This is a genomic window from Quadrisphaera sp. RL12-1S, assembly GCF_014270065.1.
In the GTDB taxonomy this organism is placed as follows: Bacteria; Actinomycetota; Actinomycetes; order Actinomycetales; family Quadrisphaeraceae; genus Quadrisphaera.
In genome coordinates, this window is sequence record NZ_JACNME010000005.1 from 145,993 (window position 1) to 171,336 (window position 25,344).

The window sequence follows — 25,344 nt, forward strand, 5'->3', positions numbered from 1 at the left end:
GCTGGACCCGCTGACCCGCCCGAGGCTGTGCAGGACCACGCAGGATCGAGGGAGTGCTGTGATCGAGCGAGCCGAGCCCCTGGCCGTCCAGGTCGACCCCTCCCAGTCCGTCACCGACCTGCTGGTGGAGGTGGCCGCCGAGTCCCCGGACCTGCCGCTGCTGGCGCGCCCGGTGGGCGAGCGGTGGGAGGAGCTGGGGGCGGCCGAGGTGGTGCGCCGGGTCAGGGCGATCGCCGCCGGGCTGGCCGCCGCGGGCGTGGCCCCCGGGGACCGGGTGGCGCTGCTCAGCCGGACCCGGCTGGAGTGGACCCTCACCGACTACGCCATCTGGTGGGCCGGCGCGGTGACGGTGCCGGTGTACGAGACGTCCTCGGCCGAGCAGGCCGCGTGGATCGTCTCCGACTCCGGCTGCACCGCCGCGGTGGTCGAGCAGCCCCGCCACCGGGACCTGCTGGCGTCCGTGGCCTCCGAGACCCCCGACCTCGACCCGGCGCGGGTCTGGGTCATCGACGACGGCGGCCTCGAGGCCGTCGAGGCGCTCGGGCGCGACGCGTCGCTGGCGGTGGACGAGGCGGAGCTGGAGCGGCGCCGGGCCGCGGTGACGGGGGCGGACCTCGCCACGATCATCTACACCTCCGGGACCACGGGCCGCCCCAAGGGCTGCCAGCTCACGCACGCCAACTTCGTGGTGCTCTCGCGCAACGCCGTGGCCGCCATCCCCGACGTGTTCGCCGCGGGCGCTTCCACGCTCCTGTTCCTGCCGCTGGCGCACGTCTTCGCCCGCTTCGTCCAGGTGCTGTGCCTGGCGGGGCGCTCCACGCTGGCGCACACGCCCGACGCGAAGGACCTCACCCGCGACCTGGCGACCTTCCGGCCCACGTACGTGCTGGCGGTGCCGCGCGTCTTCGAGAAGGTCTACGCCAGCGCCGAGCAGAAGGCCATCGAGGGCGGGAAGGGCAAGGTCTTCGCCAGGGCCGCCGCCGTCGCCGAGGCCTTCAGCCGCGCCCAGGACTCCGCCCGCGACGGCGGCCGCGGCCCCGGGCTGGCGCTGCGGGCGCAGCACGCGGTCTTCGACAGGCTCGTCTACGCCAAGCTGCGCGCCGCCCTGGGCGGCCGGGCGCAGTACGCCGTCTCCGGCGGCGGGCCGCTCGGCGAGCGGCTGGGGCACTTCTTCAAGGGCGTGGGGGTGACCGTGCTGCAGGGGTACGGCCTCACCGAGACCACCGCCCCCACCACGGTGAGCCGGCCCGAGCGGGTCAAGGTCGCCTCGGTGGGACGCCCGCTGCCCGGCTGCTCGGTGCGCATCGACACCGACGGGGAGGTGCTGGTCAAGGGCCCGCACGTGTGCACGGGCTACTGGAACAACCCCGCCGCCGACGCCGAGGCCTTCGACGCCGACGGCTGGTTCCGCACCGGTGACCTGGGCTCCCTGGACGACGAGGGCTTCCTGTCCATCACCGGGCGCAAGAAGGAGATCATCGTCACCGCCGGCGGCAAGAACGTCGCCCCCGCGGTCCTGGAGGACCGGCTGCGCGCCCACCCGCTCATCAGCCAGGCCCTCGTGGTCGGAGACGGGCGCCCCTACGTCGGGTGCCTGCTCACCCTCGACGCCGACGTCCTGCCCGGCTGGCTGCGCGCCCGCGGCATGCCGGTGCTCGACGTCGCGGCGGCCGCGCGGGACGAGGGCGTGCGGGCCGTGCTCGCCGAGGCCGTCGACCAGGCCAACGCCGCGGTGTCCCGCGCCGAGGGCATCAAGCGGTTCGCGGTGCTGCAGGACGACTTCACCGAGGCCAACGGCCTGCTGACGCCGTCGCTGAAGCTGCGCCGGCGCCAGGTGATGGCCGCCCACGCCGACGCCGTGGACGAGCTCTACAGCTCCAGGAGCTGAGCCAGCGCCGCGGCGCGCTCGTCCCAGCCCCACGCCTCGCGGACCCAGGCCCGGCCCGCCGCCCCCAGGGCGCGGGCGCGGGCCGGGTCGGCCAGCAGCGACGCCACGGCGCCCGCGACCGCGCCGACGTCGGTGCCGTCCACCAGCAGCCCCGTCTCGCCGTCCCGGACGGCGTCCGGCGCCCCGCCGGAGCGCCCGACCACCACGGGGCGGCCGCTGGCGGCGGCCTCCAGGAAGCAGATGCCGAGCCCCTCCGTCTCGAGCCCGCCGAGCCGGTCGCGGCAGGGCATCGCGAAGACGTCCGCCGCCGCCAGCGCCGCCGCCAGCTGGCCACCCGGCAGCCGGCCGGTCAGCACCACGTCGCCGCCCGGGCCGCGGCGCAGGCCGAGGGAGTCCGCCAGGCGCTCGAGGTGCCGGCGGCGCGGCCCCTCCCCCACCAGCACCAGCGCGGCCCCGGGGACGGCCCGCTGCACCTGCGGCAGGGCGCGCAGCAGCACGTCCTGGCCCTTGCGGGCCACCAGCCGGGAGACGCACAGGACCAGGGGCCGGGCCGCCAGGCCCCACCGCTCGCGCAGGGCGCGGCCGGCGTCGTCGTCCTGGGGCCTGCCGAACGCGGCGGGGTCCACCCCGGGGGACAGCGTGGTGAGGCGTCCGCGCAGGGGGGGCGGGAGGGCGGCGGCGATGGGCGCGCCGGTGGCGGGACCGAGCACGGTGACCGCGTCGTTGCGCGCGGCGACGGCGCGCAGCGCCGCCCGCGACCCGGGCAGGCGCGCCCACCAGACCTCGTGGCCGTGGGTGGTCGCCACCGTGCGGCGCACCCCCGCGCGCCGCAGCGCCGGGGCGAGCAGGCCCAGGGGGGCCGCGGCGCCGAACCACGCGCGGTCGCAGCCGTGCGCGCGGGCCGTGGCGCTGACGCGGCGGGCGAGGGCCGGGGTCGGCAGGAGGAGGGTCCGGGGGTCGCGGACGACGACGACGCCGAGGGCGCCCAGCTCGGCGTCCATCGCGCGCTGCGCGTCCGCCAGGGCGGGGTGGCGGCGGGTGTGGACCACCACGCGGCCCGGCAGGCGCCGCACGACGCTCTCCACGAAGGACTCGATGCCGCCCGCGCGCGGGGGGAAGTCGTTGGTGACGACGAGGGTGGCGCTCACCCGGCGAGCCCGGCCAGCTCGGCGCGCCACAGGCGGAGCACCGCGGCGCGGTCGGTGCCGAGCACCGAGGCGAGCGCGGCGTCCAGGGCGGTGTCGGCGTCGCCGTCGCCGGGCTCGGTGGAGGCGGCGCGGTAGAGCGCCACCACGCTGTCGTCGCCGTAGCGCCCCGCCAGCGCGGTGACCGCGAGCCAGGCGCTGGAGTAGGCGGGACCCACGTCGGAGGTCTTCGTGGGGTCGAAGTCGTCGGCGGTGGGCAGCGCCTGCGGCGCCCTGCCCGCCCGCACCCGGGCCGCGAGGTCGGCGGCCACGGACTGCTCCGACAGGCCGGTCCCGCGGTAGCCCACCCAGTCCGCGAAGCCCTCCGAGAGCCACAGCGGCACCGCGCGGGTCGCGCTGGAGCGGGTGGCCACGTGCGTGAGCTCGTGGGTGAGCACCACCTGCTGGCCCAGCGGGGCCAGCTGGCCGAAGCCGCGGGGGTTGACCACCACGTGGTCGCCGCGGGTGGCCCCCGACCCGCCGACCAGCTCACCGGTGGTGACGGCGGCGATCTGGTCCAGCCCGGCGTCGTCGGAGCGCCCCAGCAGCCGGGCCACCTGGGCCTGGTCGGCCGGCACCTCCACCACGGTGCTGCGCGGCCACGCCGTGCCCCACACCGCGTCCACCGCGCGCGCCGCCGTGGTGGTCAGCTGGGCGGCGCGGTCCAGCTCGGCGCGGCTGGCGGTGCCCACCACCACGGCGCGCGGCGAGGTCACCACCTGCACCGGGGCGAGGTCCCACAGGTCCGGCACGGTCTGGCCGTCGGCGTCGTCGGCCACCGCCCAGCCGTCGCCGCTGGGCACCACCGTGAGGTCCTGCTGGCGCCGCACCGGGTCCTCCCCGGCGCCCGTGACCGACCACACGAGCGTGGTGCGGGCCACCCAGCTGCCGGCGGGCAGCTGCTGGCCGCGCTCGGCGGACAGGGCCGGCCCGCTGCCCGTCACCTGCCAGGACCAGGTGCCCAGCGGCACCGGGGCCAGCCTGTCGAAGACCTCCCGCGTGCGGGACCGGTAGGCGTCCAGGGCGGGGCGGGCGGCCGCTGTCACCGCCGCCTCCGGCGCCACCGCGGCGTCCCAGGCGCCCTGGTCGCGGCGCAGCAGCGCGGCGGCGCGGGCGTCCAGCAGGGCCTGCACGGCCCGCAGCGAGGACGGCGCCCCGGCGGTGGAGTCCCCGCGGGTGGCCGTGGCCTGCGGCGGCGCGCTGGCCGCGGTGGTCGCGGCGGAGACCCGGGCCGGCGGGTCGAGCAGGCGCACCGCCGCGGTGCCCAGCACCGCGGCCGCCGCCAGCACCAGCACCCCGCTCAGCAGGCGCGCGGCGGTGGAGCGGCGGCGCAGGGCCCTGCGGCGCCGGTCCCGCCGGCGGGGTGGCGCGTCGGCCGCGCTGTGCCGTCCCCCCACGCGCCCGATGCTACGGGGGCGACCGCCGGCGCGCGGGGCTGTCGCGCGGGGCTGTCGGTGGGGGCGCCTAGCGTCCGGCGGGTGGTGCTTCCCGCTCCCTCCACGCTCCCGCTCTGGCCCGACGACCCCGACGACGCCGCTGACGACGCAGCCGCTGACCGGCTCGGCGGCCTCGACCCGGCCACGCCGCTGCACGAGGTCGACTTCCTGGTGCTCGACTTCGAGACCACCGGGGCGTCGGCCGCCACCTGCGCCATCACCGAGGTGGGCGCGGTGCGGGTGCGGGGCGGGGAGGTGGTGGGCGAGCTCGGCACGCTGGTGCGACCGCCCGGCCCGATCCCGCGCGAGATCACCGCGCTGACCGGCATCTCCGACGCCATGGTCGCGGACGCCCCCAGCATCGGGCAGGTGCTCGCGCCCCTGCTCGAGATGCTGCGCGGCGCCGTCCTCGTCGCCCACAACGCCCCGTTCGACGTGTCCTTCCTGCGCGCCGCGTGCGCGGCGACGGGCCGCGACCGGCCCGCGCCCGCCGTCGTCGACACCCTGCGGCTGGCCCGCGCGGTGCTGGCCCGCGGCGAGGTGCGCGACCACAAGCTCGGCACCCTGGCGCGGCACCTGTCCGCGCGCACCACCCCCACCCACCGCGCCCTGGACGACGCGCGGGCCACCGTGGACGTGCTGCACGCGCTGCTCGCCCGGGTCGGGTCCCTCGGCGTCACCACCCTGGGGGACCTGGCCCAGGTGGCGCCGGCGGTGCCGGAGCAGGTGCGGCGCAAGCGGACCCTGGCCGACGGCCTCCCCTCGGCGCCGGGCGTCTACCTCTTCAAGGACGCCCAGGGCCGGGTGCTGTACGTCGGCACCAGCGGGGACCTGCGGGCCCGGGTCCGCAGCTACTTCACGGCCGCGGAGAAGCGCACCCGGATGGCCGAGATGGTGCAGCTGGCGGCGTCGGTGACGCCCGTGGTGTGCGCCACCCCGCTGGAGGCGCAGGTGCGCGAGCTGCGGCTCATCGCCGAGCACGACCCCCACTACAACCGCCGCTCGCGCCGGCCGGAGCGGCTGCCGTGGGTCAAGCTGACCGCCGAGCCCTACCCGCGGATGTCCGTGGTGCGCGAGGTCCGGGACGACGCCGCCGCCGGCGCCGCCTACCTGGGCCCGTTCTCCTCCTCGCGCTCGGCGCAGGCAGCGGTGGAGGCCGTGCAGGACGCCCTGCCGCTGAGGCGCTGCTCCGGGCGGCTGCCGCTGGCCCCCGCGGCCGGGGCCTCGGCCTGCGCCCTCCACGAGATCGGCAGGTGCGGCGCCCCGTGCACGGGCGCGCAGTCACCCGAGGAGTACGCGGAGGTCGCCCGGCGGGCGCGCACGGCCCTGCTGGCGGACCCGGCCGCCGTGCTGGCCTCGGCCCGCGCCCGCCTGGCCGAGCTGGCGGCGGCCGAGCGGTACGAGGAGGCCGGTCTCGTGAGGGACCGGTCGCTGGCGTTCCTGCGCGGCGCGGCCCGGGCGCAGCGCCTGGCGCCGCTGGCCGCGGCCGCGGAGGTGGTGGCGGCGCGGCGCCGGCCCGGCGGCGGCTGGGAGCTGGTGGTGGTGCGCCACGGGCGCCTGGCCGGCACCACCACCACGCCCCCCGGTGCCGACCCCCGGCCGGCGGTGGAGGCCCTGCGCGCCACCGCCGAGGTGGTCCCCGCCCCGGTGCCGCCGGCGCCGGCCTGCTCGGCCGAGGAGGCCGAGCGCGTGCTCGCGTGGCTGGAGGGGGACGGTGTGCGCCTGGTGGGCGTGCAGGGGACGTGGGCCTGCCCCGTGCGGTCGGCGCTGGGCGCGGCGCTGGCATGAGTGGTGGGATGGAGGGGTGATCACCGCCATCGTCCACGTCGACGTCGAGGTCTCCCAGGTGCCGGAGGCGGCTGCCGCCATCGCCGACGTCGACGGCGTCAGCGAGGTGTACTCCGTCACCGGCGACACCGACCTCGTCGTCATGGTCAGGGTCGCCCAGCAGGAGGCCCTGGCCGACGTCATCGCCGACCGCATCGGCAAGGTCCCCGGCGTCCGGGCCACCCGCACCTACCTGGCGTTCCGGGCCTACTCCCGGCACGACCTGGAGGCGGCGTTCGCCATCGGCGCCGACGAGTAGCCCGTCAGCTCGAGGTCGCGGCCACCCAGCGCTCGAGCACCGAGGCGGCGGCGCCGCTGTCCACCGAGGCCGCCGCCACGGCCAGCTGGTGGCGCAGCGCGTCGTGGAGGTCCCCGGCGGTGCCCTCGGCCGCGACCAGCGCGGCCGCGGCGTTGAGCAGCACGGCGTCGCGCACCGGCCCCGGGGCGCCGGCCAGCACCTCGCGCGCCACGGCCGCGTTGCGGGGGGCGTCACCGCCGGCGAGGTCGGCGAGGGTGGAGGGCGGCAGGTCGAGCGCCCGCGGGTCGACCTCGACCTCCTCCACGGCCCCCCCGGAGACGCGCCACGCCGAGGAGGGGCCGGACGTCGTCAGCTCGTCCAGGCCGTCGTCGCCCCGGAAGACCAGCGCCCGCGTGCCGCGCCGCGCCAGCACCCCGGCCACGAGCGGGGCGAGGCGGGCGTCGGCCACTCCGACGGCCGCCGCCCCCGGCCGCCCGGGGTTGGTCAGCGGGCCGAGGATGTTGAAGGCGGTCGGCACGCCCAGGCCGGTGCGGGCCTCGGCGGCGTGGCGGAACGCGGGGTGGAAGACGCGCGCGAAGGCGAAGGTGATGCCCACCTCCCCGGCCACCTCGCCGACGCGCTGCGGCGGCAGGTCCAGGCGCACGCCCAGCTCCTCGAGCAGGTCGGCCGAGCCGCACTGCGAGGACGCGGCGCGGTTGCCGTGCTTGACCACGGTGCGCCCGGCGCCGGCCACGACGAGCGCGGCCATGGTGGAGATGTTCACGGTGCTCGTCCCGGTGACCGACCGGTCCCCGCCGGTGCCCACCACGTCGACGGCGCCGGCGAGCGGCCCGGCCGCCTCGGGGACGCGCAGCGGCACGGCGTGCGCGAGCATCTCGTCCGCCAGGCCGCCCAGCTCGGCCACCGTCTCCCCCTTGGCGCGCAGCGCCACGAGGAAGCCCGCCAGCGGCACCGCGGGCGCCTCCCCCGCCATGACCCGCGCCATGGCCCACGCGCAGTCCTCGGAGGTGAGGTCGCGCCCGGCGACCAGCGCCGAGATCAGGGACGGCCAGGTCCGCGCACCGGGTGATCCGAGGGCTGCCACGGCGCCACCCTGCCAGGTGGAGACGGGGATCCGGCAGGGCGGGCCCAGCCGCCACCCAGCCGCGGCTGGTGTGATCGTGACCGCATCGTGTCCGTGCGGCGGGTCCCGACCGTCGCGCGCCGGGGGGCGGACGCCATAATGGCGCCGTGTCGAGCACAGCAGCCCTGCCGCACGCTCCGGCGGCCGTCAACAGGCCCGACCCCGTGTCGGTCGGGACCATCGTCTGGCTCTCCAGCGAGCTCATGTTCTTCGCCGGGCTGTTCGCCATGTACTTCACGGTGCGCGCGGTGGTCCCCGAGCTGTGGCAGGTGGAGCCGAAGCTCTTCAACATGCCCCTGGCCATCACCAACACGACCATCCTCGTGCTGAGCTCCTTCACGTGCCAGATGGGCGTCTTCGCCGCTGAGCGCTACCAGAAGGCGCGCACGGGGTCCCTGTGGCAGGCCAACCGCTGGGGCATGCGCGAGTGGTACGTGCTCACGTACCTCATGGGGGCCTACTTCGTCTCGGGCCAGGTCTTCGAGTACGCCGAGCTGGCGCACGACGGCCTGACCATCTCCTCGACGCCGTACGGCTCGGTCTTCTTCCTGGCCACCGGGTTCCACGGCCTGCACGTCACCGCCGGCCTCCTGGCCTTCCTGCTGGTCATCGGCCGCAGCTTCGCGGCCCGCAGGTTCGGGCACCAGGAGGCCACCAGCGCCGTCGTGACCAGCTACTACTGGCACTTCGTGGACGTGGTGTGGATCGGCCTGTTCTTCATCATCTACATCCTCCGGTGAGCGCCATGACCTGCAGCGTGAGCCTCGTCACCTCCCTGGCGCGCCCTGTCGCGCTTTCCACCGCAACGTTGAGGATGTCCCTGTGAAGGCTGTGAAGGCTCTCGCCGCCCGCCGCCGCCACCCGCTGGGCGGAGTGGTCGTGATGCTGCTGGCGCTGCTCGTCGTGGGCGGCGCCTACTCGGTGCTGACCCCGTCCCCGGCCTCCGCCGCCGGGGCCAGCACGGAGGACGTGCAGAAGGGCAAGGAGCTCTTCCTCGCCAACTGCTCCAACTGCCACGGGCTGCAGGCCCAGGGCACCGGCCAGGGCCCCACCCTCATCGGCGTGGGCGCGGCCTCGGTCGACTTCCAGGTGGGCACCGGCCGCATGCCGCTGTCGGCCAACCTGCCGCAGGCCATCGAGAAGCCGGTGCAGTTCAACGACGAGCAGATCGCCCAGATGGCCGCCTACGTGGCCTCGCTGGCGCCCGGCCCGGCCATCCCGGCCGCCGAGTTCCAGACCTGGACGGACGACCCGGAGCGCATCTCCAAGGGCAACGAGCTCTTCCGCACCAACTGCGCGATGTGCCACAACGCCGTCGGCGCGGGCGGCGCCCTCACCCACGGCAAGTGGGCCCCCAACCTCCAGCAGGTGTCCGCCAAACACGTCTACGAGGCCATGCTGACCGGCCCGCAGTCGATGCCCGTCTTCAACGACGCGAACATCACGCCGCAGGAGAAGCAGGACATCGCCAGCTACCTGCACTACGTCGGCTCGGAGCCGTCCCCGGGCGGCCTGTCCCTCGGTTCGCTGGGCCCGGTCTCGGAGGGCCTGTTCGCCTGGGTCGGCGGCATCCTCGCCCTCGTCGGCTGCGCCATCTGGCTCGGGGCGAAGTCCTCGTGACCCGCTCGCCCCGGCCCTCCACCACCAGCACTGACGTCCGGGAGGACCAGCTGTGAAGGACTCCCCCACCACGGGTCACCACGACGCCGGCCCCAGCCACGGCGGCACCGGGACCGACCTCGCGGCCCCCGAGGGCACCGCCCTCGAGAACCGCTTCGCCAACCCCGGTCTGCCCGCCCACCGCTTCCGGGTGACGGACACCGACCCCAAGGCGGCCAAGCGCGCCGAGCGCCAGGTCTCCACGATCTTCCTGATCTCCGCGATCGGGACCGTGGTCTTCCTCGTCGGGTACTTCGCCCTGCCGATCGACCAGGACAAGAGCCAGTCCCGGCTCCAGCTGTCCACGCTCGTCCTGGGCCTCGGGCTGGGCTTCGCGATCTTCTGCATCGGCATCGGGCTGGTCCACTGGGCCAAGACCCTCATGCCCGACCACGAGCAGGTCGAGCTCCGCCACGACATCCGCGGCACCGACGAGGAGCGCCGCGACGCGGCCAACATCGTCCTCGACGGCGTCGAGGAGAGCGGCGTCATGCGGCGCACGGTCATCCGCAACTCGCTCATCGCAGCGCTCGGCATCCTGCCGATCCCCGCGGTGGTCCTCTTCCGCGACCTCGGCCCCCTGCCCGGCACGGTGCTGCGGGAGACGCTGTGGGAGGAGGGCGTCCGCCTCACCCGCGACCCGGACGGCACCCCCATCCGCGCCGCCGACGTCACCTTCGGGTCGGTCTTCCACGTCATCCCCGACGGCCTGGCCGACTCCGAGCACCCGATCGAGGAGAAGGCCAAGGCCGCCGTCCTCCTCATCCGCATCCAGCCCCAGGACGTCCAGCCCCTCGAGGGCGACCAGGCGTACCGCAACGACTGGGACTACGGCGGCATCTACGCGTACTCCAAGATCTGCACGCACGTCGGCTGCCCCGTCGCCCTGTACGAGCAGCAGACCCACCACCTTCTCTGCCCGTGCCACCAGTCGACCTTCGACCTGACGCAGCACTGCAAGGTGATCTTCGGCCCGGCCAAGCGGCCGCTGCCGCAACTTCCGATCACGGTGGACAGCGAGGGGTACCTGGTCGCCAAGGCCGGGTTCGCCGAGCCGCCCGGCCCGAGCTACTGGGAGCGAGGCGCATCAGAATGAGCTCGATCCTCACCGACAAGAGGACCGCGACGCTCGCGGGGTACGTCGACGACCGCGTCGGCGCGTCGAAGATCGTCAAGACCTTCGCCCGCAAGATCTTCCCGGACCACTGGTCCTTCATGCTGGGCGAGGTCGCCCTCTACACGTTCGTCGTCCTGCTCATCTCCGGCACGTTCCTGACGTTCTGGTACGACCCGAGCATGGCGCTGACCACCTACGAGGGCAGCTACGCCCCCGTGGTGGGCCAGACGGTCTCGAAGGCCTACGAGTCGACGCTGCACCTGAGCTTCGACATCCGCGGCGGCCTGCTCATCCGCCAGGTCCACCACTGGGCGGCGCTGCTCTTCGTGGCGGCGATCCTCGCGCACATGGCCCGCGTCTTCGTGACCGGAGCCTTCCGCAAGCCGCGCGAGCTGAACTGGGTGGTCGGCAGCGTCCTGGCGATCCTCGCCCTGGCCGCCGGCTTCACCGGCTACTCGCTCCCGGACGACCTGCTGTCCGGCAACGGCCTGCGCATCATCTCCGGTGTCATCCAGGCCATCCCCGTGGTCGGCACCTACATCTCGTTCTTCCTGTTCGGCGGGGAGTTCCCGGGCGAGGTGATCATCCCCCGGCTGTTCATCCTGCACGTGATGCTCATCCCGGCCGCGCTGCTCGCGATGATCGGCATCCACCTGGGACTGCTGGTGCTGCACAAGCACATGCAGTTCCCCGGCCCGGGCCGCACCAACACCAACGTCGTGGGCTACCCGGTGCTGCCGGTGTACGCGGCGAAGGCCGGCGGCTTCTTCTTCATCGTGTTCGGCGTCGTGGTGCTCATGGCGGCCACGGTGACGATCAACCCGATCTGGAACTACGGCCCGTACGACCCGTCGCCGATCAGCGCCGGCACGCAGCCCGACTGGTACATCCTCTTCGTGGACGGCGCCCTCCGGCTCATGCCGGGCTGGCTCGGGCCCATCCCGACGGAGTTCTCGACCTTCGGCTACGTGTGGTCGCTGAACATCCTTCTCCCGGGCGCCGTGGTGCCGGGCATCATGATCCTCGCGCTGTTCGCCTACCCCTGGATCGAGGCGTGGCTGACGGGCGACACCCGGGAGCACCACCTGCTCGACAGGCCGCGCAACAAGCCCACCCGCACCGGCCTGGGCGTGGCGGCGCTCGTCTTCTACGTCGTCATGGCGCTCGCGGCCACCAACGACCTCGTGGCGACGCACTTCCACATCTCCATCAACGACATGACGTACGTGCTGCGCACGCTGTTCTTCGTGGGCCCGCCGATGGCCTTCTGGGTCACCAAGCGGATCTGCCTGGGCCTGCAGCGCCGCGACCGCGAGCTCGCGCTCCACGGGCGCGAGACCGGACGCATCGTCCGCACCGCTGACGGTGAGTACTTCGAGGTGCACGAGCCCCTCGACGTCTACGAGCGCTGGAACCTGGTCCAGCACGAGGACGACCTCCTCGTGCCGCTCCCCCAGGGCAAGGCCTCCGGTCTGGACAAGCTGCGCGCCCGCATGTCGGCGTTCTTCTTCGAGGACCACGTGGCCACCGTGACCCCCGCCGAGCTCGAGGCCGCCCACGGCCACGACGACGGTCACGGCCAGGCCCTGGAGGGCGGCACCGAGCCGCGTGCGGTCAGCGCGGCAGGTGCGGGCCACGAGTCGAGCCACGGCCACTGAGGTCGCCTGAGCGTCACAGACGCCGTCTCCGTGAGGGGCGGGTCCCGGAGTCCGGGGCCCGCCCCTCACGGCGTTCCAGCCCCGCTCCAGCTCCCGCAGGATGAGGTGTCGACGACGGTAGAGAACGAGGCCATCCCGAACCATGAGGGGTGGGCGCTGCTGGCTGAACGCGTCGGGTGGACCGGGTCGATCACCAGGTTCCGCGGACAGCTCGCCCCGATCTGCGCCACCCGTATCCACACCGGCGTGGTGGCCAGCGGGCAGGTGCGCACGGCGGTCTTCCCTGTCCTGCCCTCACGCGCGGTTGCTGACCTGCTGTGCGGGGAGTGGCAGCTGCTCTTCGACTCGGGGGCGCTGCGGCGGCGGCTGCTGCAGGACGACGAAGCCGCCAACGACTGCTCCGTGGACCCGGCCATCATCACCGACCCCGCCCACGTGTCCACCGCCGCCGCGTGGCGGGCAGCGCTGCTGACCCCACCAGCCGAGGCCAGCGCCCGCAGTGCGCGTGAGTCCTCCTCCGCGGCGATCAGCGACACCGTCAGGCAGCGCAGTTGCGCATCCGCGCCGCCGGCTCCCCCCGGGGTCAAGGACCGGAGGACTTCGACGTCGACGCCCAACCCGCCACCCACGCCAAGATCGCCCTGCTGGCCATCGCCCGGGGCGTCATCGCCGCCCACCACGGCCACCGACGAGGTGGCCGGGCTGCGTCGCCACGACCTGGTCATCGTCGATGAGGTCGGCTGCTCACCCGTCGAAGCCCAGGCCGCCGACCTCCTCTTCCAGCTGGTCTCCACCCTGCCCTCGGTGCGCGCCGAGCGGGCACACTGACCCGCACTGCATATCGATGGCCTCGGTGTAGGCCGTCGCACCACTCACTGTGGACCGTCGCTGACCCGCCGGTCCAGGGAGGTGGTGTCCCGCCGCCTCGGAGGATCGGCCCCTTGCGCGTGATCGGCTGGTCACGCTGAAGGGGCACATCCTCCGAGGTCCCTGATCGCAGCTCCCGCGGCTGCCCTCGGACCCGCTCTGCGCGTGCTCTCCGACGAGCGCGACCTGCGCGGTACGTGGGCACGCGAACGACGAGGGGCCCCGGAGCGTGTGCTCCGGGGCCCCTCGTCGTCAGGTCGGGTGCGTCAGTGGGCGTGCGCCCCGCGGTAGAACTCGAAGAGCCAGCCCACGAGGCAGACGAGCGCCAGCAGGCCACCCAGCACCGACATCCACCACCCCACGGCGAGGCCGCAGATGACCAGCGCGATGCACAGGCCGATGGCCAGCGGCCACCACGAGTGGGGCGGGAACACGCCCTGCTCACCGGCGCCGTCGGCGATCTCACCGAAGGCGTCGTCCTCAGGGCGCGGGTCGATGCGCCGCGAGGTCAGCCACAGGTAGGCACCCATGAGGCTGGCCAGGCCGCCCGTGAGGAACAGGCAGACGGTGCCCACGGGCTCCCAGCTCGACAGGACGCCGTACACCACGGCCAGCGGCAGGAAGAAGAACGCGCCGCCACCGAAGGTCCAGAACTCGGTCTTCACGCGCGTCTCACTTCCCGCGGAGGTCGGGCTCGCCGACCAGCTTGTCGAGCAGGTTCTGGTCCGGCGTGGCGCGGTCAGCCGCGGCCACCTCGGGGTGGTGCAGGTCGAACGCGGGCGACTCGCTGCGGATGCGCGGCAGCGACGTGAAGTTGTGGCGCGGCACCGGGCAGGCCGTGGCCCACTCCAGCGAGCGGCCGAAGCCCCACGGGTCGTCCACCTCGACCTTGGGCGAGCGGACCGCCTTGTAGACCGCCCACAGGAACGGGATGAAGGAGGCCGCCAGGACGAAGGAGGCGATGGTCGACAGCTGGTTCATCCACGTGAAGTCGTCAGCGGCCGAGTAGTCGGCGTAGCGGCGCGGGAAGCCGCGCACGCCCAGCCAGTGCTGGATGAGGAACGTGCCGTGGAAGCCCACGAAGAGCATCCAGAAGTGGATCTTCCCGAGCTTCTCGTCGAGCATGCGGCCGGTCCACTTCGGCCACCAGAAGTAGAACCCCGCGAACATGGCGAACACCACGGTGCCGAAGACCACGTAGTGGAAGTGCGCCACCACGAAGTAGCTGTCCGAGACGATGAAGTCCAGGGGCGGGCTCGACAGGATGATGCCGGTCAGGCCGCCGAAGAGGAACGTGATGAGGAAGCCGATCGACCACAGCATGGGCGTCTCGAACGTGATGGAGCCGCCCCACATGGTGCCGATCCAGTTCACGAACTTCACGCCCGTCGGCACCGCGATGAGCATCGTGGTGAAGGCGAAGAACGGCAGCAGCACCGCGCCCGTCACGTACATGTGGTGGGCCCACACGGCCACCGACAGGCCGGCGATCGCGATGGTCGCGTACACGAGCGACTTGTAGCCGAAGAGCGGCTTGCGGCTGAAGACCGGCAGGACCTCGCTGATGATGCCGAAGAACGGCAGCGCGATGATGTAGACCTCGGGGTGCCCGAAGAACCAGAACAGGTGCTGCCAGAGGATGGCGCCGCCGTTCTCGGGGTTGAACACCTGGGCCTGGAAGATGCGGTCCGCGGCGAGCGCGAACAGCGCGGCGGCCAGCGCCGGGAAGGCCATGATCACCAGGACGCTCGTGATGAGCACGGTCCAGGTGAACAGCGACATGCGCCACATGGTCATGCCGGGGGCCCGCATGCAGATGATCGTGGTGATGAAGTTGACGGCGCCGAGGATGGTGCCGAAACCGCTCATCGCGAGGCCGAGCACCCACAGGTCACCGCCGATGCCGGGGGTGAAGGAGTCGTCCGAGAGCGGGCTGTAGGCGAACCAGCCGAAGCTCGCCGCACCGGAGGGTGCGAGGAAGCCCGCCATGACGATGAGCGAGCCGAACAGGAACAGCCAGAACGACAGCATGTTCAGGCGCGGGAACGCCACGTCCGGCGAGCCGATCTGCAGCGGCATGATCGCGTTGGCGAACCCCGCGAACAGCGGCGTCGCGAAGAGCAGGAGCATCACCGTGCCGTGCATGGTGAAGAGCTGGTTGTACTGCTCCCCCGTCTGCACGACCTGGAGGCCGGGCTCGAACAGCTCGGCCCGGATGAGCAGCGCCATGACGCCGCCCAGCAGGAAGAAGATGAAGCTGGAGATCATGTACATCGCACCGATGACCTTGTGGTCGGTGCTCGTGATCCACTTGACGACGATGCGGCCCATCGACTCGCGGTCGCTGATGGAGCGCGACCGCGAGGCGGCGGCGACGCCGCCGGCCTCGTAGTAGGTGGTCATCCGTTGCTCCCCTGCGCGTTCTGACCGCCGGCGTTCTCGCCCTGCTGGTCCTCGACCTGCTGGTTGCCCGCGGTGCTGCCCTCACCCAGGCTGTGCGCCGGGCCGATGTTCGGCCCGAGCTCGCCCACGTTGCCGGCGGCGCGGAGCTCCTCGAGGCGCTGCTGGTACTCCTCGGCGGAGACCACCTTGACCTTGAAGAGCATGCGGCTGTGCCCCTCGCCGCAGAGCTCGGCGCACCGGCCGATGAACGTGCCCTCCTTGGTGGGGGTGACGCTCATGTAGTTGGTGCGACCCGGGATGACGTCCTTCTTGTAGGAGAAGGCCGGCACGTAGAAGTCGTGGATGACGTCACGGGAGGTGAGCGTCAGCTCCACCTTCTCGTTCACGGGCAGGTACAGCGTGGGGATGGTGCCCGGGGCTTCCAGGTCCAGCCCGTTCGGGGTCTCCTGCGCCTGGATGCCCGCGTCGTAGACGTTCGCGTCGGTGTAGTTGAAGTCCCACGCCCAGCGCTTGCCGACGACCTCGATGTTGACCGCGGGCTGCTCGTAGCGGTTCTCGAGGATGTGCTGGTCGCGCGCGGTGAAGTAGAAGAGCACGCCCACCATGAACAGCGGCATGATCGTGAAGAGCATCTCGACCGGCACGTTGTAGCGCAGCTGCGGGGGCAGGCCCGCCTCGCCGCGGCGACGGCGGAACCTGACGATCGCGTAGATGATCAGGCCCCAGGTGATGACGCCGACCACCAGGGCGGCGATCCACGAGCCCACCCACAGGTTCTGGGAGAGGGCGGTCGTCGTGGTGGCGCCCTCCGAGGCCGGCGGCAGCCAGCCCCGCTTGACGTCGTCGTTGACGGCGGCGGTGCAGCCGGTGGTCACGAAGGTGGCCGAAGCGGCTACGACGGCCCAGGCGACGGCCGCCCTGGCGGTCCCCGACCTGCTCCGCGTGGTCCGCGTGCGGTGCTGCTGCGACACGTGCGCTCCTGCTCGTCTGGAGGCCCTGGTGCCACCCGCCGCGAGGGGCGCCGCGGCGAGGACCCGGATCGACGGCACAGTACCGCGCGGGCACCGTCGCAGCCCCGGCTGGGGCGCCCCCGCGACGCACCTGTGACCTGCCCCACTCGCCGCCCCGCTCACCACACCGGCGGTGGGGCCCCCAGCGCCGTCCGCAGCCGTGCCCCGTACTCCGCCCGGGAGACCTCCACCACCCCCAGCGACGCCAGGTGGTCGGTGCGCCACTGGACGTCCAGGAGCCGGCGCGGGTCGCCGTCGGCGGACAGCACGGAGACCAGCCGCACCAGCGCGACCTTGGAGGCGTCCGAGGTCCGCGAGAACATCGACTCCCCCGCGAACAGGCCGCCCACGCCCACCCCGTACAGCCCCCCGACCAGCCGGTCCCCCGGCTCCCCGTCCCAGACCTCCACCGAGTGCGCCCACCCGAGGCGGTGCAGGCGCCCGTAGGCGGCCGCCACCTCGGGGGTGATCCAGCGGTGGGGCCGGGTCGGGTCCGCGCAGCCCTCCACCACCGCGTCGAAGGCGGTGTCCACGGTGGTCGGCAGCCGCGCCGCCGAGCGCCGCAGGGAGCGGGAGACGCGCAGCCCGTCGAGCGGCAGCACGCCGCGCGGGTCGGGGGTCCACCAGCCCAGGGGCCCGGCGCCGGCACCGCCCACGCCCATGGGGAACATCCCCAGCCGGTAGGCGGCCAGCAGCGTCCCGGGCTCGAGGTCGCCCCCGGTGGCCGCCACCTCCCCGACGGCGTCACCGGCGCGGGCGGCGGCCTCCAGACGCGCGAGAGCCGCCGCCAGCCCCGCGGCGAACGGGGACGGCGGCGGCTCCAGCGGGAGCGAGCGGCTCAGTGGAAGGAGTCGCCGCAGGCGCAGCTGCTCTGCGCGTTGGGGTTGTCGATGGTGAAGCCCTGCTTCTCGATCGAGTCGGCGAAGTCGATGACGGCGCCCTCGAGGTAGGGGCGGCTCATCTTGTCGACGATGACCTCCACCCCGCCGAAGTCGCGCGCGGCGTCCCCGTCGAGGAAGCGCTCGTCGAAGTACAGCTGGTAGATGAGGCCGGAGCAGCCGCCGGGCTGCACGGCCACGCGCAGGCGGAGGTCGTCACGACCCTCCTGCTCGAGCAGGCTGCGCACCTTGTCCGCGGCGACGTCGGTCAGCTCGACGCCGTGCTCCTTGGTGGTGGGCGTGTCAGCCAGTTCGGTCACGGGTCCTCCTCGGCGCGGGTGCTCGTCACGAGCGTGTCTGCGGGGTGCAACGCCGGGTGGGGCGCTGCTCTTCCCCGGCGGGTCCGACAGGAGGCTACGCCCGCTGTGGCCACCGCTGGGCCACCTGGGCGGTCCGGGCCGCCAGCGCCGGTCCCGCTGACGCCAGCGACGCCGCCAGCTCCTCGGGGCGCTCGACCACCGCGCGGGCCAGGGCCAGCCCGGCCCCGGCCACCTGCGCCGGGCCCAGGCGGACCTGCCCGGCGACGACGACGACGGGGACGCCCGCCCGCCGGCCCACCTCCGCGGCCCGCGCCACCACCTTACCCCGCAGGGACTGCCAGTCCAGGCACCCCTCCCCCGTCAGCACGAGGTCGGCGGCCGCGGCGCGCCGCTGCAGGCCCAGCGCCTCCGCCACCGCGAGGGCGCCCGCCTCGCGCCGCCCGCCGAGGACGAGCAGCCCGAGGCCGAGGCCCCCGGCGGCCCCGGCGCCCGCCGTCCCGGCGAGCCCCCGCGCGGCGGGCTCGGCGCCCTCGACGGCGTCCCGCCAGGCGGTCAGCGCCTCCTCGAGCAGGTCGGCGTCGGCGGGCGAGGCGCCCTTCTGAGGGCCGAAGCCGCGCGCGGCCCCGTGGGCGCCGAGGAGGGGGACGTCGACGTCGGTGGCCGCGACCAGGTCGACGCCGGCCCAGGCCGCGCGCAGCGCCGGGAGCCACGGCAGGTCCTCGGCGCGCACCCCCCGCAGGGCGCCGCCGCCGCGGGTCAGGCGGGCGTCGTCCACACCCGCGAGCGCCGCGAGCGCCCCGGCGCCGCCGTCGGTGGTGGCGCTGCCGCCCAGCCCCACCAGCACGCGACCGGTCCCGGAGACGCCCAGCCCGGCGAGCGCCGCGGCCAGCAGGGGGCCCACGCCGGCGGTGCTCGCGGCGAGGGCGTCGCGCTCGACGGCCGGTCCCGGTGGCAGCAGCGCGGTGCCGCAGGCCAGCGCGGACTCGACGGCCGCCGTCGTCGTCGGGCCGTCGAGGAGGAGGACCGGCGCGGTGACGGGCTCCCCCAGCGGGCCCGTGGTGGTGACCGGCAGGCGCCGGGAGGCCGGCGACGCGGCCTCGAGGGCGTCGAGGAAGCCGGGACCGCCGTCGGACAGCGGGCACAGGTCGACCTCGTCGCCCGGTCGCGCCGCGAGCCACCCGTCGGCCATCGACCGCGCCGCCTCCGAGGCGGTGAGGGTGCCGGTGAACCCGTCCGGGGCGACGAGGACCTTCACGCGGCCCTCACGCGAGCGAGTCGAGCAGCAGCGCCTCCGCCAGGAGGGCGCGCTCGAAGACGGCCAGCGAGAGGGACTCGTCGTGTCCGTGGGCGCGGGTGTCCGGGTCCTCCACGCCCGTGACCAGCACCGTGGCGCCGGGGAAGGCCTCGACCAGCTCGGCGATGAACGGGATGGACCCGCCCACGCCGGCGTGGACGACGTCGTCGGGAGACGGCAGGCCCCAGGCCCGGGCGAGGGCGGCGCGGGCGGCGTCGTAGACGGGCCCGTCCACGTCCCCGGCGAAGGGCTGGCCGGACTCGTCCAGCTCCACCTCCACGTGCGCGCCGTGCGGCGCGGTGGCGAGCAGGTGGTCGCGCAGCATCCCGAAGGCCTGCGACGGCGCGAGGCCCGGCGGCACCCGCAGCGACAGGCGGGCGCGGGCGGAGGCGGCCAGGGTGTTGGAGGCCCGCTCGATCGGGGTGACGTCCACCCCGATCACCGTCAGCGCCGCCCGGTGCCACAGGCGCTGCGCCAGCGGGCCGGAGCCCAGCAGCTGCACGCCGTCGAGCACCCCGGCGTCGGCGCGGAACCGCTCCTCGGTGACCTCCGGCAGCCCGGCGGGCTCCGGGCCGTCGGTGGGGCGCAGACCGGGCACGGCGACGGCGCCGTCGGCGTCGCGCAGGCGGTCCAGCAGCCGGACGAGCGCCGTGGTGGCGTCCAGCGCGGGACCGCCGTACATGCCGGAGTGCACGGCGTGGTCGAGCGTGCGCACCGTGACCGTGGCGTCGACCAGTCCCCGCAGGCTGGTGGTGAGGGAGGGCGTGTCGACCGACCAGTTGTCGGAGTCGGCCACGACGACGACGTCGGCGGCCAGCAGCTCGCGGTGCTCGGCGAGGAACGCGGAGAAGGACGGCGAGCCGACCTCCTCCTCCCCCTCGACGAAGACGACGACGCCGACGCCGCCGTCGGCGCCCCAGGCGGGCAGGAGCGCCCGCAGCGCCCCGACGTGGACCAGCACGCCGGCCTTGTCGTCCGCGGCGCCGCGGGCGTACAGGCGCCCCTCGCGCTCGACCGGCTCGAAGGCGGGGCTGGTCCAGCCCTCGGGGGTGCCCGGGGGCTGGACGTCGTGGTGGGCGTAGAGCAGGACGGTGGGCGCGCCGGCGGGGGCGGGACGACGGCCCACGACCGCGGGCATGCCGGCGCTGCCGTCGGGGCGGGCCGACGTCAGGACGCGCACGTCGTCCAGCCCCGCGGATCGGAGCAGCTCGACCACGGCGGCGGCGCTGCGGCCCACCTCCTCCGGGGAGGTCGCCGAGACGCTGGGGATCCTCACCAGGGCCTCGAGGTCGGCGCGCACCGCCGGCAGGACGGAGCGGACGGCGTCTTCCACGGGACTCGGCGGGGTGCTCGTCATGGCTCCCGACCGTACGGCGGTCCCGGCTCAGCGCGCGGACGGGGCCCGGGTGGAGCACTCTCTGCCCGTGACCCAGCAGACCGCCGCTCCCCCGGCCGGAGCGGACCAGACCCAGGGCTCCGGGGGCGAGAGCAAGCTCACCGTGCTCGTGGCGCTCGGCGCGAACCTCGCCGTGGCCGTGGCCAAGGGCGTGGCGGCCGTGCTGACCGGCTCGGCGTCGATGGCGGCGGAGACGGCCCACTCCTTCGCGGACACCCTGAACCAGATCTTCCTGCTCATCGCCCTGAAGGGCAGCGCCAAGCCCGCCGACCGCGCCCACCCCTTCGGCTACGGCCGGGTGCGCTACTTCTGGGCCCTGCTGGCCGCCGGGTCGATCTTCGTCACCGGCGCCCTGTACTCCGCCTACGAGGGCGTGCACGCGCTGACGTCGGGCGAGCACGACATCGAGTCGCCGCTCATCAACTACGTGGTCCTCGGCATCGCGTTCGTGCTCGAGGGGATCTCGCTGGTGCGGGGCCTGCAGCAGACCCGCGACGAGGCCCGCCAGCACCGGCTGGGCTTCCGGGACTTCCTGCGCACCAGCGACGACCCTACGGCCACCACCGTGGTCTTCGAGGACTCCGCCGCCCTCACCGGCCTGGTGCTGGCCGCGGCCGGCAACGTGCTGCACCAGGTCACCGGGCACACCTTCTGGGACGGCATCGCCTCGCTGCTCATCGCCGCGGTGCTGGCCGCCGTGGCGCTGCGGCTGGGCCTGGCCAACAAGCGCCTGCTCACCGACGTCCAGGCCGACCCGCGCCTGGTGCGGGCGGTGCTCGAGCACCTCGGCGACGAGCCGGAGGTGGAGGCCGTGGTCGACCTGCTCACCCTCACCCTCGGCACGGACGCGGTGCTGGTCTGCGCCCGCCTGGACCTGGACGACGCGCTGGGCGCCGCGGAGGTCGAGCGAGCCATGGTCCGGATCGGCGACGGGCTCAAGGACACCTTCGGCGACGTCGCCGAGGTGTTCCTGGAGCCGGTGCCCCGCCACGACCAGGGCGTGCGCGAACGGGTGAGGTCCCGCTACGGCGACCGGCTGGCGGAGTACATGGTCCACGAGGCCAGCCGCCCCTGAGGTCGCGCTTGACCTACTCTTGACCCGTGTTCGGACGGACGAAGGAGCCTGCTGCCCCCGCTGCGCCGGAGGGGCGGCCCACGGCGGCGCCCGGTGCGGGGAAGGGGCGGCCCACGCCGTCGCGCGCCGAGCGCGAGGCGGCCAACCGCCGTCCGCTCGTCCCGGCGGACCGCAAGGCCGCCACGGCCAGCTCCAAGGACGCGCTGCGCGCCGAGCGCCGCCGCGTGCAGCTGGGCCGCATCAACGGCGAGGAGAAGTACCTCGCGCTGCGCGACCGCGGGCCCGTGAAGCGGTACGTCCGCGACGTCGTGGACTCCCGGCGCAACCTCGGGGAGTTCTTCCTGCCGTTCGTCCTGGTGCTGCTGCTGGTCCAGCTGGCCGTGAGCAGCTCGGGGAACAGCGTGCTGTTCCTGGCCTCCTACGCGCTGCTGTACGTGGGCCTCATCGCCGTGGTCGTCGACTCCCTGCTGCTGCGCCGCACGGTGCGCCGCCGCGTGACGGCGAAGTTCGGCGCCGACGCCCTGGTCCGCACCGGCGTGGTGGGCTACGCCGTCATGCGCGCGCTGCAGCTGCGCCGCAGCCGCATCCCCAAGCCGCAGGTCCGGCGCGGGGACGCCGTCGGCTGAGCCGGCGGCCTACTCGGCCGGCCGCAGCGGCATCGGGCCGTAGACCCGGGCGCCGTCGCGCAGCAGCACGGCCCCCTCGGCGCCGCCGGCGAGCAGCGCCCGCCACTGCAGCCCCACCCAGGACTCGGCGTCCGCCTGGGCGCTGAAGCCGGCCTCGGGCTGGACGACGTCGGCGGGGTCCACCGCTGCGCCGTCGGCGTCCTCGAAGGACCACGTCCACCGGCTCTGGGCCGTCGCTGGTGCGGCGCTCATGCGGCCACGCTAGATCTCCCTGCGAGGATGTCGCGCGTGGGGCTGGGAGGCGGGCCGAGCGAGGCCGACGACTACGAGTGGGTCGACCTCGCGGTGCTGCGCGCCCGCAGGCCGCGGCGGACGGCCCCCGCGCAGTCCCCACCGGCGGTCCCACCGGCGGTCCCGCCGCCGGACCCCCTGGCCGACGCGCTGTGCGCCCTGCTCACCGACAGGCCGCTCTGGCTGTCGCTGCCGGTGCGCCGCGTGCTGCTGGTCGACCTGGACAACCTGCGCGCCGGGCCCGCCCGCTGGCGCGCCCGGATGGCCGCCGTCGTGACGCTGGCCCGCCAGGCCGACTCCGCCCACCTGGCCGGGCAGGCGGGCGCCGTGGAGCGCGCCCGCCCGCACCTGGCCGAGTTCGCGAGCAGCGCCGTGCCCGTCGCCGACGGCTCCGACGTGGCCGACCACGTCCTGCTCGAGGCCGCGGCCGCCGACGCCCGCGCCGCCCTCGAGGCCGGCGAGGACGGTCCGCAGGTGCTCGTGGTCAGCAACGACGGCATCTTCGCCGCGCTCGCCGAGACCGGTCCGCTGCTCGTGCTGTCCCCCGGCGTCGACGCCCTGTCCGACCGCCTCGACGACGCCGCCACCGACGTCCTGGACCTGTCGGGGCTCGAGGCAGACGTCATGTCCGACGCGTGAGCGCCACCCTCGTCGCCCGGGGGCTCGCCGCGGGTCACGCCGACCGCAGCCTGTTCAGCGGGCTCGACCTGGTGGTGGCCCCCGGTGACGTCATCGGCCTGGTGGGCGCGAACGGTGCCGGCAAGTCCACCCTGCTGCGGCTGCTCGCGGGCGCCGACGACCCCGCGGCCGGCTCCGTGGCCCTGTCCCCGCCGGACGCGGCCGTCGGCTGGCTCCCGCAGGAGGTCGACCGGCGCCCCGGCGAGACCGTGGCCGGGCACCTGGCGCGGCGCACCGGCGTGAGCGCCGCGCAGGAGGGGCTCGACGCCTCCCTGGCGGCCCTCGAGCGCGGCGAGGCCGGCGCCGACGACGCCTACGCGAGCGCCTTCGACCGCTGGATGGCCCTCGGCGCCGCCGACCTCGAGGACCGCACGCCGGCGGTGCTGGCCGACCTGGGCCTGGACGTGCCCACCGACGCCCTCATGACCTCGCTCTCGGGCGGCCAGGCGGCGCGGGCGGGACTGGCGGCGCTGCTGCTGTCGCGCTTCGACCTGCTCCTGCTCGACGAGCCCACCAACGACCTCGACCTCGCCGGCCTCGCCCGGCTGGAGCGGTTCGTGGCCGAGCAGCGCGCCGGCGTCGTCGTCGTCAGCCACGACCGGGAGTTCCTCACCCGCACGGTGACCACCGTGGTGGAGCTCGACCTGGCCCAGCAGCAGGTGGGCGTCTACGGCGGCGGCTACGAGTCCTACCTCGAGGAGCGGGCCGTAGCGCGACGGCACGCGCGCGAGGCGTACGAGGAGTACGCCGGCACGAAGGCCGGCCTGGAGGAGCGCGCCCGCACGCAGCGGGCGTGGATGGACAAGGGCGTCAAGAACGCCGTCCGCAAGGCGAAGGACCCGGACAAGGTCTCCAAGGCGTTCAAGCGCGAGTCCACCGAGAAGCAGGCCGCCAAGGCCCGCCAGACCGAGCGGCGCATCGAGCGCCTGGAGGTGGTGGCCGAGCCCCGCAAGGAGTGGGAGCTGCGCTACTCCATCGCCGCGGCGCCCCGCGGGTCCTCGGTGGCCGCGGTGCTGTCCGGCGCGGTGGTGCGCCGCGGGGGCTTCGAGCTCGGACCGGTGAGCGCCCAGGTGGACGCCGGCGACCGGATCGGCATCACCGGGCCCAACGGGGCCGGCAAGACCACGCTGCTCGCCGCGCTGCTCGGCCGCGCCGAGCTGGCGGCCGGGACCTCCGCCCTCGGTGCGAGCACCCGGGTGGGCGAGGTCGACCAGGCCCGCAGGTCCCTGGACGACGACGCTGACGACGACGCTGACGGCGGCCGGCGCGGCCCGCTGCTCGAGGCCGTGCGGGCCCAGCTGCCCGACGACCCGCCCCCGGCCGAGGTGCGCACGCTGCTGGCGAAGTTCGGGCTCAGGGGCGACGCGGCGCTGCGGCCGGCGGCGACGCTCTCGCCGGGTGAGCGGACCCGCGCGGCCCTGGCGGTGCTCCAGGCGCGGGGCGTGAACCTGCTCGTGCTGGACGAGCCCACCAACCACCTCGACCTGCCCGCCATCGAGCAGCTGGAGGAGGCGCTGGAGGCCTACACCGGGACGCTGCTGCTCGTCAGCCACGACCGCCGGCTGCTCGAGGCGGTGCGCCTCACGCGCCGCTGGCGCGTCGAGGCCGGCCGGCTCACCGAGGAGTGACCCGCCGGTGAGCTGGCTGGTGGAGGCGTGGGCGAGGGCCACCGCCCTCGCGCCGCCGCTGCCGCTCCTCACGGCCGCGGCCACCGGCCTGGTGGCGCTCGCCGTGGTGGCCTGGCACCCCAGCTGGCGGGCCTGGCGCACCGCGCTGGTGCTGGCGCACGAGGGCGGGCACGGGCTGGTCGCCGCCCTCGCCGGCCGCCGCCTGCGCGGCATCCGGCTGCACCCCGACGCCTCCGCCGTGACGGTGTCCGTGGGGCCCGCGCGCGGGCCGGGCGTGGTGGCCGTGCTGCTGGCCGGCTACCCGGCGCCCGCGCTGGTCGGCCTGGGCGCCGCGGCGCTGCTGGCCGCCGGACGTCCCGCGGCCGTGCTGTGGGCGGTGCTGCTGGCCCTCGCCCTGCTCGCGGTGCAGGTGCGCGGCTGGCGGGCCGTGGGCGCCCTGGCCGCCACGGCCCTGCCCACCGCGGCCGTGACCTGGTGGGCCCCGGCTCCGGTGCTGCAGTCGGTGGCGGCGCTGCTGGCCTGGGGGTTGCTCCTGGGCGCCCCGCGCGGCGTGGCCGAGCTGGCGCGCTCGCGGCGCGGCGGGCGGGGCCGCGGCAGCGACGCCGACCAGCTGGCCCGCCTCACCGGGGTGCCCGGAGCGGTCTGGGTGGGCGTGTTCGCGCTGGTGGTGGCTGCGGCCGCCGTGTGGGGCGGGTCGCTGCTCCTGGGGGTGCCGGGCTAACCTCGG

At 75.0% G+C, this 25,344-nt stretch carries 24 protein-coding genes; 13 read left to right on the forward strand and 11 right to left on the reverse strand.

All coding sequences use genetic code 11. The features are described 5' to 3' along the window. Nucleotides 1-58: 58 nt before the first annotated feature. Nucleotides 59-1,888, forward strand: a complete 1,830-nt coding sequence (locus H7K62_RS11605) for an AMP-dependent synthetase/ligase (protein ID WP_186718273.1) — start codon at nt 59-61, stop codon at nt 1,886-1,888. Here the strand turns inward: H7K62_RS11605 and H7K62_RS11610 are convergent. Next, on the reverse strand, nt 1,870-3,036 hold the full coding sequence (locus tag H7K62_RS11610) for a glycosyltransferase family 4 protein (protein WP_186718275.1): 1,167 nt from the start codon (nt 3,034-3,036) through the stop codon (nt 1,870-1,872). The genes H7K62_RS11605 and H7K62_RS11610 overlap by 19 nt on opposite strands. After that, nucleotides 3,033-4,469 carry a hypothetical protein gene (locus tag H7K62_RS11615; protein ID WP_186718277.1) on the reverse strand — a complete coding sequence of 479 codons (1,437 nt, stop codon included), beginning with the start codon at nt 4,467-4,469 and terminating at the stop codon, nt 3,033-3,035. The genes H7K62_RS11610 and H7K62_RS11615 overlap by 4 nt, the downstream gene beginning before the upstream one ends. 81 nt (nt 4,470-4,550) lie before the next feature. Between H7K62_RS11615 and H7K62_RS11620 the strand changes: the two genes are divergently transcribed. Together H7K62_RS11620 and H7K62_RS11625 are read left to right on the forward strand one after the other, a co-directional pair. Continuing rightward, complete coding sequence (locus H7K62_RS11620) at nt 4,551-6,296, forward strand: DEDD exonuclease domain-containing protein (RefSeq protein WP_370591738.1); 1,746 nt, start codon at nt 4,551-4,553, stop codon at nt 6,294-6,296. Nucleotides 6,297-6,312: 16 nt separating this feature from the next. Then, on the forward strand, nt 6,313-6,594 hold the full coding sequence (locus H7K62_RS11625; protein WP_186718279.1) for an Lrp/AsnC family transcriptional regulator: 282 nt from the start codon (nt 6,313-6,315) through the stop codon (nt 6,592-6,594). A 4-nt stretch (nt 6,595-6,598) separates the two neighbouring features. On the opposite strand, the gene trpD is transcribed toward H7K62_RS11625, so the two are convergent. Then, nucleotides 6,599-7,678: an anthranilate phosphoribosyltransferase gene (gene trpD, locus H7K62_RS11630; RefSeq protein ID WP_186718281.1), complete on the reverse strand. Its 1,080-nt coding sequence runs from the start codon at nt 7,676-7,678 to the stop codon at nt 6,599-6,601. Nucleotides 7,679-7,824: 146 nt separating this feature from the next. On the opposite strand from trpD, the gene ctaE reads away from it, so the two are divergent. From ctaE to H7K62_RS11655, 5 genes are all read left to right on the forward strand, one after another. Then, complete coding sequence (ctaE, locus tag H7K62_RS11635) at nt 7,825-8,457, forward strand: aa3-type cytochrome oxidase subunit III (protein ID WP_186718284.1); 633 nt, start codon at nt 7,825-7,827, stop codon at nt 8,455-8,457. A 91-nt stretch (nt 8,458-8,548) separates the two neighbouring features. After that, nucleotides 8,549-9,337, forward strand: a complete 789-nt coding sequence (gene qcrC, locus H7K62_RS11640) for a cytochrome bc1 complex diheme cytochrome c subunit (protein WP_186718650.1) — start codon at nt 8,549-8,551, stop codon at nt 9,335-9,337. A 52-nt stretch (nt 9,338-9,389) separates the two neighbouring features. Further along, nucleotides 9,390-10,472 carry a cytochrome bc1 complex Rieske iron-sulfur subunit gene (gene qcrA / locus H7K62_RS11645; RefSeq protein ID WP_186718286.1) on the forward strand — a complete coding sequence of 361 codons (1,083 nt, stop codon included), beginning with the start codon at nt 9,390-9,392 and terminating at the stop codon, nt 10,470-10,472. After that, on the forward strand, nt 10,469-12,151 hold the full coding sequence (gene qcrB, locus H7K62_RS11650; protein WP_186718288.1) for a cytochrome bc1 complex cytochrome b subunit: 1,683 nt from the start codon (nt 10,469-10,471) through the stop codon (nt 12,149-12,151). The genes qcrA and qcrB overlap by 4 nt, the downstream gene beginning before the upstream one ends. 105 nt (nt 12,152-12,256) lie before the next feature. Beyond that, complete coding sequence (locus H7K62_RS11655; RefSeq protein ID WP_186718291.1) at nt 12,257-12,979, forward strand: hypothetical protein; 723 nt, start codon at nt 12,257-12,259, stop codon at nt 12,977-12,979. 305 nt (nt 12,980-13,284) lie between these two features. Here H7K62_RS11655 and H7K62_RS11660 read toward each other — a convergent pair whose 3' ends face one another. The 7 genes from H7K62_RS11660 to H7K62_RS11690 all read right to left on the reverse strand — a co-directional run bounded on the left by H7K62_RS11660 (nt 13,285) and on the right by H7K62_RS11690 (nt 20,280). Continuing rightward, entirely contained in the window at nt 13,285-13,683 is a 399-nt protein-coding gene (locus tag H7K62_RS11660) for a cytochrome c oxidase subunit 4 (RefSeq protein WP_186718293.1), read from the reverse strand. A 7-nt stretch (nt 13,684-13,690) separates the two neighbouring features. Further along, on the reverse strand, nt 13,691-15,349 hold the full coding sequence (gene ctaD / locus H7K62_RS11665; RefSeq protein WP_370591752.1) for an aa3-type cytochrome oxidase subunit I: 1,659 nt from the start codon (nt 15,347-15,349) through the stop codon (nt 13,691-13,693). A gap of 68 nt (nt 15,350-15,417) precedes the next feature. Then, complete coding sequence (gene ctaC / locus H7K62_RS11670; protein WP_222437473.1) at nt 15,418-16,392, reverse strand: aa3-type cytochrome oxidase subunit II; 975 nt, start codon at nt 16,390-16,392, stop codon at nt 15,418-15,420. Nucleotides 16,393-16,550: 158 nt separating this feature from the next. Then, nucleotides 16,551-17,162 carry a leucyl/phenylalanyl-tRNA--protein transferase gene (gene aat / locus H7K62_RS11675; protein WP_370591739.1) on the reverse strand — a complete coding sequence of 204 codons (612 nt, stop codon included), beginning with the start codon at nt 17,160-17,162 and terminating at the stop codon, nt 16,551-16,553. A gap of 107 nt (nt 17,163-17,269) precedes the next feature. Further along, nucleotides 17,270-17,620 (reverse strand): HesB/IscA family protein, encoded by a 351-nt coding sequence (locus tag H7K62_RS11680; RefSeq protein ID WP_186718656.1) that lies wholly within the window; start codon nt 17,618-17,620, stop codon nt 17,270-17,272. Nucleotides 17,621-17,723: 103 nt separating this feature from the next. After that, entirely contained in the window at nt 17,724-18,884 is a 1,161-nt protein-coding gene (locus tag H7K62_RS11685) for a glycerate kinase (RefSeq protein WP_186718297.1), read from the reverse strand. Nucleotides 18,885-18,891: 7 nt separating this feature from the next. Then, nucleotides 18,892-20,280 carry a M20/M25/M40 family metallo-hydrolase gene (locus H7K62_RS11690; RefSeq protein WP_186718299.1) on the reverse strand — a complete coding sequence of 463 codons (1,389 nt, stop codon included), beginning with the start codon at nt 20,278-20,280 and terminating at the stop codon, nt 18,892-18,894. 67 nt (nt 20,281-20,347) lie between these two features. On the opposite strand from H7K62_RS11690, the gene H7K62_RS11695 reads away from it, so the two are divergent. Together H7K62_RS11695 and H7K62_RS11700 are read left to right on the forward strand one after the other, a co-directional pair. Next, the gene (locus H7K62_RS11695) at nt 20,348-21,394 is read left to right on the forward strand and encodes a cation diffusion facilitator family transporter (protein ID WP_370591740.1); all 1,047 of its coding nucleotides are present in this window, start codon (nt 20,348-20,350) and stop codon (nt 21,392-21,394) included. A 26-nt stretch (nt 21,395-21,420) separates the two neighbouring features. After that, entirely contained in the window at nt 21,421-22,020 is a 600-nt protein-coding gene (locus H7K62_RS11700; RefSeq protein ID WP_186718303.1) for a DUF3043 domain-containing protein, read from the forward strand. 9 nt (nt 22,021-22,029) lie between these two features. Here H7K62_RS11700 and H7K62_RS11705 read toward each other — a convergent pair whose 3' ends face one another. Continuing rightward, the gene (locus H7K62_RS11705) at nt 22,030-22,272 is read right to left on the reverse strand and encodes a hypothetical protein (protein WP_186718305.1); all 243 of its coding nucleotides are present in this window, start codon (nt 22,270-22,272) and stop codon (nt 22,030-22,032) included. A 36-nt stretch (nt 22,273-22,308) separates the two neighbouring features. Here H7K62_RS11705 and H7K62_RS11710 point away from each other — a divergent pair, with 36 nt between their 5' ends. The 3 genes from H7K62_RS11710 to H7K62_RS11720 are packed head-to-tail and all read left to right on the forward strand — an operon-like array spanning nt 22,309 to nt 25,338. Next, nucleotides 22,309-22,950 (forward strand): hypothetical protein, encoded by a 642-nt coding sequence (locus H7K62_RS11710; protein ID WP_186718307.1) that lies wholly within the window; start codon nt 22,309-22,311, stop codon nt 22,948-22,950. Continuing rightward, entirely contained in the window at nt 22,947-24,617 is a 1,671-nt protein-coding gene (locus tag H7K62_RS11715) for an ABC-F family ATP-binding cassette domain-containing protein (RefSeq protein ID WP_186718309.1), read from the forward strand. The genes H7K62_RS11710 and H7K62_RS11715 overlap by 4 nt, the downstream gene beginning before the upstream one ends. Before the next feature lie 7 nt (nt 24,618-24,624). Further along, entirely contained in the window at nt 24,625-25,338 is a 714-nt protein-coding gene (locus tag H7K62_RS11720; protein WP_186718311.1) for a M50 family metallopeptidase, read from the forward strand. Nucleotides 25,339-25,344 lie beyond the last annotated feature (6 nt).

What these genes read in the sequence shown, in the direction of transcription:
- H7K62_RS11690 (WP_186718299.1), bottom strand. Translation starts at nt 20,280, where the DNA reads ATGACGAGCACCCCGCCGAGTCCCGTGGAAGACGCCGTCCGCTCCGTC.
- ctaD (WP_370591752.1), bottom strand. Translation starts at nt 15,349, where the DNA reads ATGGGCCGCATCGTCGTCAAGTGGATCACGAGCACCGACCACAAGGTC.
- H7K62_RS11705 (WP_186718305.1), bottom strand. Translation starts at nt 22,272, where the DNA reads ATGAGCGCCGCACCAGCGACGGCCCAGAGCCGGTGGACGTGGTCCTTC.
- qcrB (WP_186718288.1), top strand. Translation starts at nt 10,469, where the DNA reads ATGAGCTCGATCCTCACCGACAAGAGGACCGCGACGCTCGCGGGGTAC.